The organism is Sporomusa rhizae (assembly GCF_041428845.1).
GTDB lineage: Bacteria > Bacillota > Negativicutes > Sporomusales > Sporomusaceae > Sporomusa > Sporomusa rhizae.
The window spans coordinates 4,786,126-4,800,203 of the sequence record NZ_CP156925.1 but is presented as its reverse complement, the minus strand read 5'-3'; the positions used below and the strand labels follow the sequence as shown (position 1 = coordinate 4,800,203).

13 protein-coding genes are annotated in these 14,078 nt (G+C 46.4%); 12 read left to right on the top strand and 1 reads right to left on the bottom strand.

The window, feature by feature from the left end:
• The 11 genes from SRRS_RS22415 to SRRS_RS22365 all read left to right on the top strand — a co-directional run bounded on the left by SRRS_RS22415 (position 1) and on the right by SRRS_RS22365 (position 11,593).
• A complete protein-coding gene (locus SRRS_RS22415) occupies positions 1-939 on the top strand; it encodes a hypothetical protein (protein ID WP_371363627.1) in 939 nt (312 codons plus the stop codon).
• 317 nt (positions 940-1,256) lie between these two features.
• On the top strand, positions 1,257-1,619 hold the full coding sequence (locus SRRS_RS22410; RefSeq protein WP_371363626.1) for a hypothetical protein: 363 nt from the start codon (positions 1,257-1,259) through the stop codon (positions 1,617-1,619).
• A gap of 1 nt (position 1,620) precedes the next feature.
• Complete coding sequence (locus SRRS_RS22405) at positions 1,621-2,238, top strand: hypothetical protein (protein WP_371363625.1); 618 nt, start codon at positions 1,621-1,623, stop codon at positions 2,236-2,238.
• Positions 2,239-2,318: 80 nt separating this feature from the next.
• Entirely contained in the window at positions 2,319-2,714 is a 396-nt protein-coding gene (locus SRRS_RS22400; protein WP_371363624.1) for an NlpC/P60 family protein, read from the top strand.
• The gene (locus SRRS_RS22395; RefSeq protein ID WP_371363623.1) at positions 2,711-6,586 is read left to right on the top strand and encodes a host specificity factor TipJ family phage tail protein; all 3,876 of its coding nucleotides are present in this window, start codon (positions 2,711-2,713) and stop codon (positions 6,584-6,586) included. The genes SRRS_RS22400 and SRRS_RS22395 overlap by 4 nt, the downstream gene beginning before the upstream one ends.
• Positions 6,587-6,592: 6 nt before the next feature.
• Entirely contained in the window at positions 6,593-7,048 is a 456-nt protein-coding gene (locus SRRS_RS22390; protein WP_371363622.1) for a hypothetical protein, read from the top strand.
• Between the two features lie 102 nt (positions 7,049-7,150).
• Positions 7,151-7,720 carry a hypothetical protein gene (locus SRRS_RS22385; RefSeq protein ID WP_371363621.1) on the top strand — a complete coding sequence of 190 codons (570 nt, stop codon included), beginning with the start codon at positions 7,151-7,153 and terminating at the stop codon, positions 7,718-7,720.
• A gap of 639 nt (positions 7,721-8,359) precedes the next feature.
• Positions 8,360-8,920 (top strand): N-acetylmuramoyl-L-alanine amidase, encoded by a 561-nt coding sequence (locus SRRS_RS22380; RefSeq protein WP_371363620.1) that lies wholly within the window; start codon positions 8,360-8,362, stop codon positions 8,918-8,920.
• 147 nt (positions 8,921-9,067) lie between these two features.
• Positions 9,068-10,417 (top strand): hypothetical protein, encoded by a 1,350-nt coding sequence (locus SRRS_RS22375; protein ID WP_371363619.1) that lies wholly within the window; start codon positions 9,068-9,070, stop codon positions 10,415-10,417.
• 40 nt (positions 10,418-10,457) lie between these two features.
• Positions 10,458-11,018: an N-acetylmuramoyl-L-alanine amidase gene (locus SRRS_RS22370; RefSeq protein ID WP_371363618.1), complete on the top strand. Its 561-nt coding sequence runs from the start codon at positions 10,458-10,460 to the stop codon at positions 11,016-11,018.
• Positions 11,015-11,593, top strand: a complete 579-nt coding sequence (locus SRRS_RS22365; protein WP_371363617.1) for a hypothetical protein — start codon at positions 11,015-11,017, stop codon at positions 11,591-11,593. The genes SRRS_RS22370 and SRRS_RS22365 overlap by 4 nt, the downstream gene beginning before the upstream one ends.
• Before the next feature lie 30 nt (positions 11,594-11,623).
• Here the strand turns inward: SRRS_RS22365 and SRRS_RS22360 are convergent, their stop codons facing one another.
• Complete coding sequence (locus SRRS_RS22360) at positions 11,624-12,412, bottom strand: IclR family transcriptional regulator (RefSeq protein WP_371363616.1); 789 nt, start codon at positions 12,410-12,412, stop codon at positions 11,624-11,626.
• Positions 12,413-12,635: 223 nt separating this feature from the next.
• Between SRRS_RS22360 and SRRS_RS22355 the strand changes: the two genes are divergently transcribed.
• Positions 12,636-13,871: an amidohydrolase family protein gene (locus SRRS_RS22355; protein ID WP_371363615.1), complete on the top strand. Its 1,236-nt coding sequence runs from the start codon at positions 12,636-12,638 to the stop codon at positions 13,869-13,871.
• Positions 13,872-14,078 lie beyond the last annotated feature (207 nt).

Sequence of the window (14,078 nt, the reverse complement as noted above, 5' to 3'; positions counted from 1 at the left end):
ATGAGAAGATCACCATTTCGAGGGTCGTTCACCCGGACATCGCCATGGCTGATTGGTACTATCTTAGCACTTCCGATCAAACTTTTCGACAAAGCTACGCTGCGTTATTTTAACATACCACCCGAACTATTTTGGGGCTTTGTTCTAATAGTTGGCCTGATAATTTGGGATCGGCTTGATGAAAAGATTGGGAAGGCTGATGCGGTAACTGTTGCCAATAACGGACTCGTGCAGGATGATGCCGAAGTGGACTTCACGGATATTAGCAAAATTATACATAAATTGGACTATTCCTACAAATGCAACAGGCTATGGTGCTACGTCTGCCATCCAAGTGATGAGTTTGAAGATGAGCGGGATGGAGTATATATTGACGTAGCGGATGTCGTCAGGCGGCTCACCCGTTCGCCATTGAATCAATGGTGCATTTCCCGCTTGAATGTCACTATGTCACAGGGAATGAGCGGCAAAGGCTTGAATATTTCCTATAGACCACTGGGGAAATATTCCTGGTGGGAAAACACTTTTTTTAGATTTTGCTTATTCTTCTTTCTGGAATTGCTGATCATGGGATTTTGGAAGCCTCTTCTTGGCCTTATCGGGTTGGTTGCCTTGCTAATCATAGTGTTACATATCTATGAACAGGTCAAGGTAACGCTTACTAACGAAGGCGTTACCTTGGTGGAGAGGGTAAATCCAATATGGCTTTGTCTTTGGTCTAAGATGGATCCGAAAGAACACTTCGTGAAGTATAGCGATATTGCCAAGGTAGAGAAAGGAATATTTCGTACTAAGTTAACAACAAAAAATGGTGAAATAATATATTTCCCACAGGCTTGCTTCTTGCTGCCGGAACTGATAACAGAGTTTTCTGATCTAGGAAATGCTAATGTCGCTTACGATCCAGGTAGACAAACGGAACGGCTTGAAAAAAATTGAACACACTGAAAAACTCTGACCAAGCTCACTGTATAACGGTAAAAAAAGGCTGCTACTACTCTGAATGCATATTCCTCGTGATATTTCGGCACATATAGGACAACGAAACTGATCGCAGAACTCAAATTCTGCAGTCAGTTACCCTTGGCGAATCGTCAGTGCCGTCCAGAGCGCAGTGTCACATCTGTCGTTTCTCTAGGACAACAACACAAAAGATCAACATGGTGGCAGCATCTTTCACGGATGCTGCCATTACTGTTCAATCGCCTTATTTGGGGCAAATCCCCAGTAAAATAGGTAAGGGAGGTAAAAAAGTAATGGCACAGTTTCCTACTATTCAACAACCGGTATACCCTTTTACAACCAAAATCAAAGACCCTTCATTGCAGTCTGAAATGGAAAACGGACTGGTGGTTTCCCGGGTCAAATTTACCCGCATGCCGCTGACCTTTATTCTGAAATGGACGGCGCTGCCTGCCGCCGATTATGCGGCTTTACGCGATTTTTACCGCAAGACAGTTTATGGCGGCAGTTTGGTCTTTGACTGGTATTATCCAACCGTCCCCAATGATCCATATTCCGGGAAACTATTTTCTGTCCGGTTCACCGGCGGGGATATTAGTTTCAACTTGTCGGCGCCGGGATACTATTCCGGCGCCTTGGCAATCCAGGAGGTGTAACATGCTTAACCTTTCAGTTGCCGGCATGCTTGAAAAAAGCTTGCTTGCCAGTGACGGCGTGTGGCTGTTGCTGGTGGAAGTCGCTATTCCCGATTCCGGGGAACCCTTGCGGCTGGTACGCAATAGTGAAGACATCGTATGGAATGGCTGTAGCTGGACCGCCTTTAACTTTAAGCTTGGCGAAGTCATAGAAGACATTGAAGGCAAACCAGAGGCTGTTCCGCTGCAGATTTCCAACATTACGCAAATTGTGCAGGCCTATGTGGAAAAACACAACGGACTGACCGGTACTACCGTAACGCTCAGAGTGGTACATTCCCAGCATCTTGACAATACGTTGCCCGAGTTGGAGGAAATCTTTACCGTGCAATCAACCACCTGTGACAGCAAGTGGGTAACTTTTTACCTTGGCTCCGATATATCCACCCAGCTCCGGTTTCCTTTTCGGCGGGTGCTGAAAAACTTCTGCGCCTGGCGCGATCAGTATAAGGGGCTTGAGTGTGGGTATGCCGGGGCATTGCCTGCGTGTGACGGCACTTTGCAGTCCTGCCGCGCCCGGGGCAACGCGATGCGATACGGCGGCGAGCCAAGCATTCCGGAAGGCGGGCTGTATGCATAATCGCCGAACTGTATGGACAAGGGAGAATGAAAGTCTCATAAGCAAAATCGCCGCTGGGCGATTTTTTATTTGGGGGGAGTATGAATAAACAACTTGATGATCTAATTGGCCTGCCTTTTATTGACGGCGGACGTAATCCGGCGGTCGGACTCGACTGTTGGGGACTATCCACGGAAGTATTCAGTCGATATGGGATTACACTGCCTGACTACAAAATATCTTGTGAAGATGCCAGCCGCATTCACAGTGAAGTAAATGAGCAGCGGCCCTGCTGGCGCAGGTGTGAGGGAGACATCCCCGTGCCTGCACTTGTTGTTATCCGGTTTACCGTTTACTGTGACCACACGGGGGTATATATCGGCCAGGGCCGGTTTATACATACCCGCAAGGGTATTGGCGTAAACATTGACCGCGTCGACAGTCCCGCCTGGGAAAAACGTATCGAAGGCTTCTATGTACCGGAGGTGATACAATGATCACAATAACTGTGCTAAAAAACCCGTTTGACCAGACTGATAAGGAAATTCATACTTGCCGGCATATTCCCGGTAAAACGGCCTATGAATATGTTCAGCCCTACATTATGGGTCTTGAGGAATACATTGTCAGCATTGGCGGGAATGTTGCTGAGAATGCCAAAGAACAGCTTGTCAATCAAGATGACTGGTTAGCCGTCTGCCCGGTTGTCGGCAAAAGCGGCAAGGACTGGTTCAGAGCCATTGGTATGATTGCATTGGGATTCTACGCGAATAAGTGGGCGGGAGGTTGGTTTCCGGCAAACAATGGGAATAATTTCTGGGCCCACATGGCTGCCGGGGCTGTTACCGCAATTGGTGGCACGCTCATCAATCACTGGTTCCCGCCGGCGAAGGCTGACAGGAAAACCTATGAAACAAATCCGTCCTACAACTGGAACAATTCGCCACCATTGACCGACCAGGGCAACGCCCTGGCCGTAACGTATGGCACCATGCGGACGGCCGGGCAGGTACTGGCCCAGCACGTGTCAAGCGACGGTGACAACCAATACCTGAATATCCTGCTGTGCGGCGGTGAAGGGCCGATTGACAGTATCAGCGACATACGGATAAATGACAATCCGATATCTTACTACAAAGGCGTTGGTGCCGAAACCCGGTTAGGAACAAATGACCAAACGGTAGTTTTCAATTTTAACGACAGCTATGTCGATCAGGCTTTAGCTTATGAATTAAACCTCGACAATACCTGGACCACGCAGCAAACCGAAGGGAGTGCAGTGGAAGGCCTGGAAATAACACTGGAGCTCCCCTATGGCTTGTATTATGCCCAGGATGACGGTGGTTTGGGCAATGCTTCAGTCACGCTTAAAGCCCAGTACCATAAGGTTGGGGACCCCAATTGGAGTAACTTTACCTACGGAACAGATACTAACTTGGTTATTTCGGCAGCCAAAAACACTACTTTCTTCCGCACCTACCGCGTAGATCATCTTCCTGCCGCCAAGTATGAGGTGCGCGTTCAATGTGTAGCCAAAAGCGGTACAAGCAACCGGTATTCCACCCGCGTCTTCTGGACGCAATTATCGAGCATTATGTATGACGATTTTGCCCGTCCCGGCAAAGTGCTTGTCGGCATCAAAGCGCTAGCAACCAGTCAGTTGAGCGGGGGGATGCCAAGCATAACCTGGTTGCAGACCAAAAATAGGGTTTGGGTATGGAATGCCGATACCGGTCAGTATGAGCAAAAACCGGCTACCAATCCGGCTTGGGCTGCCTATGATATGATTCATCGCTGCCGGCAAATTAAAAACATCCATACCGGCAAGCTTGAGTTCGTTATCCAGGGCACTCCGGCCGCGCGGGCGGTGTATCGGGATTTCGCCGGTTGGGCGGCATTTTGCGATAGCCGTAACCTAACATTCAATTATATCTTCAATACGGCAACCGACCTTTGGACTGCGCTGCAGAAACCGGAAGGTGTCGGCCGGGGCAAGGTCATAATGCGGGGCACCCGGTACGGGTGTGTCTGTGATGCACCCGGACAGCCGGTGCAGCTATTTACAGTCGGCAATATTCTTACCGACAAATTCCAAGAAACCTTTGTCGGCCTGAAAGACCGGGCCAATGCAATAGAAATCACCTTTGCCAACAAGGACAAAGCGTATCAGAAGGAAATTATCACGGTTTACGCCGACAATTATGACCGGATGACTGAGCCAAATATCACTCAGATTACCTTAGATGGTATTACCACTGTAGACCAGGCTTACCGGGAAGGAAAATACCGGCTGCGACTCAATCAATATCTGCAGCGGACAGTAGAGCACAGCGCAGACATTGATGCGATTGCCTGTCAGATTAACGATGTGGTCCTGTTGGCGCATGATGTGCCGCAGTGGGGATATTCCGGCCGGCTGCTGGCCGCAACCGCTACCACGCTGCAGCTTGATCGCGAGGTAACATTAGAACCGGGCAAATCCTATGCGGTCGCGGTGCAGATTACCAATCCGGCGGCAACGACCGCCCAGGACGTTCAAAGCATTGTCACCGTCAGCGTGCAGAGTGTATCGGAGGAAATTAGTACCGATACTGTGACGCTCACCAGTTCACTTTCCCATATACCGCAGAAATGGGACCTATACAGTTTTGGTGAAACCAACAAAGTTGTTAAGCCCTTTAGAGTGCTCAGCATCAGCCGGGATCAGGATTTACGGCGCAAAATCGCCTGTATTGAATATATTGAAGCAGTCTATATGGAAGCGACCAATATACCCAAAATCAACTATAGCGAACTGGAGACAACCACTGAAGTCAGCAAGCTGAGCGTAGCGGAAGAAACCTACCGGCAAAAAGACGGTACAATGGTTTCAAATCTGAATGTAGCCTGGAGTATTCCACGGGACAAGCTGGTCAGCAGCTATAAAGTTTTGTACAGCAGCGACAATGGGCAGACCTGGAGCGAATGGGCGACCGGCATCACCGCGCTCAGTACTACAATTATCGGCGTCAAAACCCAGACGACCTACTTAGTCAAGGTCTGCACTATTAATTATGCCGGCGTGGCCTCAACCGGGGTTGTATCTTTTGCGGTAGAAGTTACCGGCAAAGACGTTTCACCCTCCGATGTTGCCAGTCTGGCAGCATCGCTTGATGGCACAGATTTAACAAAAGTTAAGCTGTCGTGGCCGGCGGTAAACGATGTAGATTTAGCGGGGTACCGAATCCGGGAAGGAGCGACGACCATTGAAAATCTGGCCCAAATTACCACCTATACCTATAGCGCAACTGCAAGCCGAATGCACTCCTTCCGGGTTACGGCTGTCGACAATTCCGGCAACGAGTCAACAAACCCGGCAACGGTCAATATCACTCCAAGCGTGTATCCGGCTAGCCCAACCGGATTTATGGCGGTACAAAATGGTGATTACGCGTATCTTTACTGGAATAAAAACAACGCGACAGATGTAACGGGATACGAAATCCGGCAGGGCACAAATTTCAATAATGGTGCGCTTATCCAAACAGGCATAACCGGCACCGAGCTATCTGTCCCGGTCAGCACGGAAATGACATATCGTTACCATATTAAGGCGATAAACAACGCCGGTAATTACAGCGAGGATGCGGCAACCGCCGAGGTAGCCATTTATGGTTTAACGCCGAAAAATGTGATTTTACGTTTCGACGAATTGACATTGAAAAGCGGGACTCACACTAATACGGAATTTGGATCATCGCATTATACCTGCCTCACGTTTCCGGGGCGGTGCAACGAGTATCCATCAACACAATGCAGCCAGGTTGGCGGTTCAGTGGTTTTAAAACTACAGGACGGCCAAACAGCAGGCGAATATTTGGCGGCAAGAAAAAACCTTGGGAAATTAAGCAAGGTCAATCTGGCTGCCGATTTTATTTCAACAGCTTTGCTTAGTGCCGGAAATTCGGCAGCATTATGGTTCCGCCAAAGCCGGGATGGAACAAACTTCGATGATTGGAAGATCTTTACCCCGATTACGTTGACGACGCAATATATCGATTTTAAGGCGGTTCTGACTTCGGCTGACCAGAAAAATTTCCCCATAGAGGTGGGCACATTTACTGTATCCGCTGATGTAGACGATGTAGAAAAGACCGGGAGTGCAACCATTGCGGTCGGAGGTACAACGGTAAGCTTCGGCTGCACCTTCTTAGGCGGATCGGGTCCGAACAACACGCCGATATTTACGCCGACAGCGATCGGCGCAGGACTACGGGCCGAGGTACTATCTGTGGGATTGTCGAGCGCTGTTGTTAAAGTGGTCAACGCGGTTACCGGCGCAGACATAGGCGGGACAATAACTTATCGAGTAAAAGGATATGGAGGTTGAAAAATTATGGCATATACAACAACACCGGCAGACAATGAGGTAATTGCTAATTTACCAGGCGATATTCGGGCGGTAACTACATCTTTAACATCCCATACCGGCGCAGCCAGTGCGGCACACGCAGCCAGTGCGGTTAGTTATGGCACCGGAACCGTAAAGACAGCCCTGGACACAGCGGCAGGGCATCAAGCCAACCAAAATAATCCCCATGGCGTAACGGCGGCACAAGTTGGAGCGGTAGCACTTGCCGATGCGGTGGCGACAGTAACCGCGGGAAAAGTTGTCCAACGCGATGCTAACGGAAAAATAGCTGGTGATATAACCGGCAATGCAGCGACGGCGACCCGTGCAACTTCTGCTGACTCTGCAACGACAGCAACTACGGCTACTTTAGCTACTACAGCCACAACCGCCAATAACATCCCAATAGGTGATGTTGGAGGGAATATTTGGATAGCGTAAGAATGTAAAAAACTTTGCGGGACAGGTATTGTGCCAGACCAGAAGCCACAGTACCTGTCCTTTGCTTTGTCGTTTAAAATAACTACATGGAGTGATGAAAAAATGGCTCTATATAGCAAGAAGCTACATATCCGGAAAGCGGGAGTTGTTGCAGATATCTATCTATACACGACTACTACTGAAGTGGGCTCACCATGCCTAACTCTGAAAGATGGAACTACTTCTGTGTATGCTAAATTGGGAATTACTACAGATGGTAATGCAAGCTCATTAAAAGTAAGAAAAAATGGAACGACGTATGCTGTATTAAAACAATCTGTTTCAACAGGAAGTTTTAGTGGTAAAAGCCCATCATCAAATGGTATATATCCAATAAAATATATAAATTTTACTGTTCCACAGAATGTAACTAAGGTATCTATAACAGGAGAATTATATAGTTTTGATTGTGGCGATGAAATGGATGACATATATGGTCGTGTATTTGTAGGTGACGTATGTTGGTCATCAAAATATTATGATTATAGAGGTGGGCTTCAAGATAATAATGCAAATAATGTAATAAGTGTCACTTCTGGAAAAACATATATACTTGAAGTGGAAAATTATGAATTTACAATTAGTTGGTCAGCAGAAATTGAAAAAATGACACCAACGGTTATTTGTTTATAATGAAAATAATTGTGTTAAAAAAGTGCATTAAGTATGACATGGGGACGGTCCTATTTGTCAACTTGCCCGAGAGCCAGTCTATGTGAATCCTTTGAAAGGACAGAACACAACAGGACGGTTCATGAAGGGTTCAATCGGAAGTTTTGCGCGCAAACAGGCTCAACTAGCAGCTGCTAACTGCAAGTTGAGCCACAAAACTATCTACGCGCAAAATTTTTGGTTGCCAACGAAGAAGGAAATCGCGGGCTGGTGGACTGGCTATGGGTTTTCAATCCCCCGTCTTCGCAGTTTTTTTATCTTTTCTGGAGAAAGTTGCTCGTTTAGGCTGCTGTTTGGGTATTGTCAGGGGGACGGGGTTGTCGACATAAAAGTGTTTTAGTATGGTTGCCGAAGGGTGGTATGCAAAAAAATACGAAATGTCAGTAACCCCGTCCCGTGGACCCCTGCGAAATTCTGGGGTGTAGCGGGTAATAGGGTACATGTATTTGATTCGTTGCCAACAGGCAATGCAAGTCCTGTTAAAACTTTTGATACTGGGATTATTAGGTCTTTTGTGCAAATTATTTGAAACGAAAGAAGCGGTTAGCCGAATTTTATAAAATGCAAAGACTATGACGAATACCAAGGGGGGAATCTACCATGCTGGGTATTATCAACCAAGGTCATGCACCGAAGGGAAATCCTGATCCCGGAGCGATAAATCCAATTATCGGTCTGCGCGAAAGTGACATTACTTATCTGCTTGGTGAGGAAATGGCCGGGTTTTTAAGAGCGGCCGGTCATGAGATTATTGTCATTCAAAGTGATTCATTAACAGAGATTGTAGCTGCCGCGAACGATAACGAGGCCGATTATTTTATTTCCATCCATTGCAATAGTGCAGAAGATCCAGCGGCAGAGGGGGTTGAAGTATACACTACACTCGGTCAAACCGCAGCCGATCCGCTTGCCACGGCGATCATCAATCAGACCAAAGCTGCTTTTCCCGAGACCAAATTCAGAGAGGATTGGGGAGACTGCGACCCGGACAAAGAAGCTAACTACTATGTGCTTAGAAACACCGTCTGCCCGGCAGTGCTGATTGAATGCGGATTTAGCTCCAATAGGAAAGAGCAAACAAATATGCAAGATCCGGTGTGGCGGGCAAAAATGACAGCGGCCTGGGCGCGTGGGGTGACTGACTGGCAGGTGGCATTATGAGGATTGATGAAGTTACATACCATAGAGTAAAACCTATATTTCAAGTGATTGATTCTGTTACGCAAACTGCCTTGGGGGTAATACTCCAAGGCAGTTTGTTTTCTATACCTAGTGTGGCACCATTCAAAACAAAAATATAATGGAGTGATGGAAAAAGTGACTCTACATAGCAAGAAGTTACACATACGGAAAACGGGAGTGGTAACCGATATTAATCTTTACACTACTATTGGCGAAGCAGGAAATTCGGCATTGGCGGTCAAAGACGGGAGAACAACTGTGTATGCGAAATTGGGATTACCGACCGACTCGCTGGCTTCTCCTTTGCGAGTGCGCAAAAGTGGAAATACATACGCAGTGCTGACTGCCACCGCAGAGCCTGTAAGTACCCCTTTATTTGCTTACACACTATCAAATGAGTACCTCAACCATGGAGTGGTGGGCGCCATCTATGGGGATAGGTATGCGTCACCAACAACTTTTACAGTTCAGGCTAATAAAATAATTTATTTAAATGGAGAGGCGGCTGTTTTTGGTTTTTTACAGGGAACAAACAGCCGCTTGGTGCTAAGCCAGTATACGGGCAGCAGTATTAATTTGCGGCCTAATAAGATAATCGATCCCTTTGCCGCCAATTGGAGTCCTCCGCTTACGGAACAGACCTGGAATGATGTAGCCAATCTACATGCGATAACTGCCAAGGACCCATGGTTATGCGCTACTAGTTATGACCTAAGCAGAATTGCGGTTGTGAATATGAACAATAATTACCAGGAAGTAAGAAGCTATCAATTTCCCACCGCATGGCCTGCTATCTCCCTGCCAGCAACCGCCAGGAGCCATGGGGAAAGATTGACTATTGTTGGTAACTATCTGTATGCACTGTTCACTGTGAATACGGAAGGACAAACTACTCCTTACTCTAATAGTTTTGTAGTCAAACTTTTGTTTGATAGAGCTGCTGGCATGTTAATGTATATGAAGCATTTAGAAGTAGGGAAAAATGCCCTTACATTGGAACATTTCAATAATAAGTTATATATCTGCTGTATTGGCGGTAGTCAGAAAGAAGGCAACTCTAATCCGGAAACTTGTTTAGATATTATCGATCTGGCAACCTTCACTAAAACGACAGTTTTGAAATCGGCCGGTATGAACGGCAATATTAGCAGCATTACGATTGCCGATAAAGAGCATGCCTATATTTTTATGGGAAACTATGATGCAGACTATACCAATATGATAGGAGGTGTATATCACACTACAATCGCTAACATTATTGAGCCTGTTTTTTGGTCAAAAGTGCTGGATGTTAATAATTCCGGACGTTTTTGGGGTGTTTATAATGATTCTAATCATCTTTGGTTTGCAAGAGGCAAATCAATTGAAATTTTCCCATCCTTGCCTGTTGGTCCCGCCAGCTCTGTTAAATCTTTTAATTTGACTAACTTGGGTATGTCCGAAGGAGATATCAAATCGGTTAGCCGAATTTTATAAAGTGCAATAATCTATGACGGAGGCAAGGGGGGAATCTAACATGCTAGGTATTATCAACCAAGGTCATGCCCCGAAGGGAAATCCTGATCCAGGAGCAATAAATCCAATTACCGGTTTGCGCGAAAGTGACATTACTTATCTGCTTGGTGAGGAAATGGCCGGTTTTTTACGAGCGGCCGGTCATGAGATTATTGTCATTCAAAGTGATTCATTAACAGAGATTGTAGCTGCCGCGAACGATAACGATGCCGATTATTTTATTTCCATCCATTGCAATAGTGCAGAAGATCCAGCGGCAGAGGGATTTGAAGTATATACCACACCCGGTCAAACCGCAGCCGATCCGCTTGCCACGGCGATCATCAATCAGACCAAAGCTGCTTTTCCCGAGACCAAATTCAGAGAGGACTGGGGAGACAACGACCCGGACAAAGAAGCCAACTACTATGTGCTTAGAAACACCGTCTGCCCGGCAGTTCTGATTGAATGCGGATTTATCTCCAATAGGAAAGAGCAAACAAATATGCAAGATCCGGCGTGGCGGACAAAAATGACGGCTGCCTGGGCACGGGGGGTGACTGACTGGCAGGTGGCATTATGAGGATTGATGCAGTTAAGCAACGTGTCATTCTATTCCTGAAAGCCAACTGGAAATATTTAATAGGGCTAGCCGCAGTGCTGGCCCTATTGTTTTGGGGAACACAAGAATACCAGCAGTGGAAGCAGCACCTACTTAATCAGGCACAAAAAGCTAGGATTCCAGAAGCCCAGATCATCACGCTGCCGCCGCAAGTCATTCATACGAATAGAGAGACAGTCCGGGAGGTAACCGTTCAGGTTCCTAGCAATCAGGGTGCGGTGCTGCAATTTGTAGAGCGACAGGGAAAGATAATTGCGATTGTTAACGGGCAGGAAACCGAAGTTCCCAACCTTACCGGCAAGCCGGAAGTTAAATTAGGTGAAAATGGCGAGCTTAGATTTTCCACAACGTCTACTACTAAAATTGACGTTACCGACATGGTTAACGCCCAGGCGCGATTAATTGTTAATCAGGAATTGGAAAAACAGGCCAAGTTACATAAGCAAGAACTGGACAAAGAAAAATCCGCTCGCAAGAAAGAGCGGCTGGGTTGGATTATTGGTACTGTTGCCGGTGGATATTTATTGTCACGGTAATTTTTTTTGCAATCCTCGGCAGGCATCAATTTAAGGAGGGGGATTTTCGTTATAGGTACCATCCAGTAAAACTTCACTAATTTCATGCGCAATCCGCGTTAGAGAAGACACTAACATGTTTATTTTGTCCTCATCAATACGGGTACTGGGCACGATAGCAGACGTAGCGGCGATCAGCCTATTGTTTCCGTCAAATATCGGTGCTCCTATGGCAGTTACCATATCGTCAAATTCATTGCTTTCAATGGAGTATCCTTGTTGGCGGATGGTCTGTAATTCGAGCAGCAATTTTTCTAGTACAGAAACGGAAATTTGTTTCAGGCTGTTGCTGCGCAGCAAATCCATAGCTTCTTTTTCCTCCATGTATGCCAAGAAAATCTTGCCTGCAGCAGTGGCGTTTAAGGGGATACGCCGGCCGATTTGCAAAAAAGCTTTTAAGGTTTGGGGGGATTCTACCCCGGCAATGCAAATAGCCTCATTGCCTTGGCGGATAAAAATGTTTGTTGTTTCACCTGTTAGGGCGACGTTTTTATCCAAAAGCGGCAAGGCACGGTGAAAGAATTTTTCTGGTTGGTTCGCTGTTAAATAGGAAAACAGTAGCTCCGGCCCGGGAGCATATTTCTTGGAGACTCGGTTTTGGCTGACAAAGCCCTCCAGTATAAGCGTTTTTAGTATATGATGAATGGTGCTTGCATTGTAACCCAGCTTTTTCTCTAACTCCAGCAAACTTACTTCGTCCGGTGAATTTAGAATATGACGCAGTATAATAACACTTTTCTGGACCGAGCGGATAATACCGGTGTTTGATGTTTTTTCCACGTAGTTCCTCCTATGGACACTAGGCGCGATTTCAACTTTTTCATATCAGGGAATAGGGTGCCCATGATTATTGTAATGAATTTATTTGACAGGCACAACACTTTAGGAAAATGGTGCGAAAATTTTGTCATTAACTTTTAAGACTGGCAGGAGTTTTGCAAAAAACGACGTATTGATTCAATATAGTGAAATATTAATTTCATAATACGAAAGGAGAAAACAAATGGATCTAATAATACGTAATGCAAAACTCCGGGGAAGCGACAGGCTTATGGCGATCGGGATGGAAGGCGAAAAAATCCAGACAATAAGTCATGATCTTCCCGTCACAGGGATTCAGGAAATTGATGCCCAAGGCCAGCTTTGTGTTCCTGCCTTCGTAGATCCGCATATTCACCTGGACAAAGTCAATATTGTTGATGTCGTACGGCCCAATGTCTCGGGGACTTTAAAAGAAGCTATCGAGATTATTTGGGAGAAAAAGCCCCAGTATACTATTGATGATGTTGTGGCGCGAGCCGGTGAGGTCATCCGGATGGCCGTTGTCAACGGAACAACTGTGCTGCGTTCCCATGTTGATATTGATACTATCGGGGGATTAAAGCCTTTGGAAGGGGTACTGGCGGCCAAGGAAAAGTTTGCTCATTTAGCTGATTTGCAAATCGTCGCTTTTCCGCAGGAAGGGATATTGAAGAATCCGGGCTGTAAGGAGTTGATGTGGGAGGCCATGCGGCAGGGAGCCAATGTTGTTGGCGGTATGCCGGCCAATGAAGCGACTCCTGACGATAGTAGAGAACATATTAATATTGCATTTGATATTGCCGAGCATTTTAATGCGCCAATTGATATGCATGTGGATGAAACGGATGATCCATTCTATCGAACCCTGGAAATGCTGGCCGACGAGACTGTCCGCAGGGGATATCAGGGACGTGTGACCGCCGGACATACTTGCGCGTTAGCTGCTTATGACGACCACTATGCCAGCTATGTTATGGAAAAGGTCAAGAAGGCCGGTATTCATATGATTACCAACCCGGTTACCAACCTTCTCTTGCAGGGCCGCAATGACCAGCAGCCTGTACGCAGGGGCATTACCCGTGTAAAAGAGCTCCTGGCTTTGGGGGTAAATGTAAGCTGTGGACAAGATTGTATCAAGGATACATTCTATCCGTTCGGCAGTGCCGATATGCTGCAGGTGGCAATGATTACGGCTCATGCGGCTCATTTGAGTCTGCCCCATGAGCGGGAGCAGGTTTTTGATATGATTACAGGTAATGCCGCCAAAATACTGGGACTGGAAGATTACGGCCTGGCCGAAGGGAAGAGGGCCGATCTGGTAATTATTGAAGCCGGTAATGTGACAGATGCCATCCGTCTTCAGCCGTCCCGGCGCTTTGTGATCCGGAAAGGGCGGATTATTGCCAAAACCGAATGCAAAAAAGAACTTCTGGGATAAAGATATAGTGGAATTGATGTTAGTATTATCTGTAAATTTTATGTCTTTTTTCAGTGGTTCGAATCGTCCAATTGACTCTCAGACAGTTTGATAGAGTATTTTTAAGAAAGAAGGAATGTCTCAACAGGCTCCTGTTCAAGTAGATAGTGATTTAGTCAAAATGATTAATAACGCAATAAATAATTGTAATAATGAAATGGAGAAGAT

Excerpts from the sequence above, each read along its gene's own strand:
- SRRS_RS22415 (WP_371363627.1), top strand. The coding sequence starts at position 1 with ATGAGAAGATCACCATTTCGAGGGTCGTTCACCCGGACATCGCCATGG.
- SRRS_RS22410 (WP_371363626.1), top strand. The coding sequence starts at position 1,257 with ATGGCACAGTTTCCTACTATTCAACAACCGGTATACCCTTTTACAACC.
- SRRS_RS22405 (WP_371363625.1), top strand. The coding sequence starts at position 1,621 with ATGCTTAACCTTTCAGTTGCCGGCATGCTTGAAAAAAGCTTGCTTGCC.
- SRRS_RS22400 (WP_371363624.1), top strand. The coding sequence starts at position 2,319 with ATGAATAAACAACTTGATGATCTAATTGGCCTGCCTTTTATTGACGGC.
- SRRS_RS22395 (WP_371363623.1), top strand. The coding sequence starts at position 2,711 with ATGATCACAATAACTGTGCTAAAAAACCCGTTTGACCAGACTGATAAG.
- SRRS_RS22390 (WP_371363622.1), top strand. The coding sequence starts at position 6,593 with ATGGCATATACAACAACACCGGCAGACAATGAGGTAATTGCTAATTTA.
- SRRS_RS22385 (WP_371363621.1), top strand. The coding sequence starts at position 7,151 with ATGGCTCTATATAGCAAGAAGCTACATATCCGGAAAGCGGGAGTTGTT.
- SRRS_RS22380 (WP_371363620.1), top strand. The coding sequence starts at position 8,360 with ATGCTGGGTATTATCAACCAAGGTCATGCACCGAAGGGAAATCCTGAT.
- SRRS_RS22375 (WP_371363619.1), top strand. The coding sequence starts at position 9,068 with ATGGAAAAAGTGACTCTACATAGCAAGAAGTTACACATACGGAAAACG.
- SRRS_RS22370 (WP_371363618.1), top strand. The coding sequence starts at position 10,458 with ATGCTAGGTATTATCAACCAAGGTCATGCCCCGAAGGGAAATCCTGAT.
- SRRS_RS22365 (WP_371363617.1), top strand. The coding sequence starts at position 11,015 with ATGAGGATTGATGCAGTTAAGCAACGTGTCATTCTATTCCTGAAAGCC.
- SRRS_RS22355 (WP_371363615.1), top strand. The coding sequence starts at position 12,636 with ATGGATCTAATAATACGTAATGCAAAACTCCGGGGAAGCGACAGGCTT.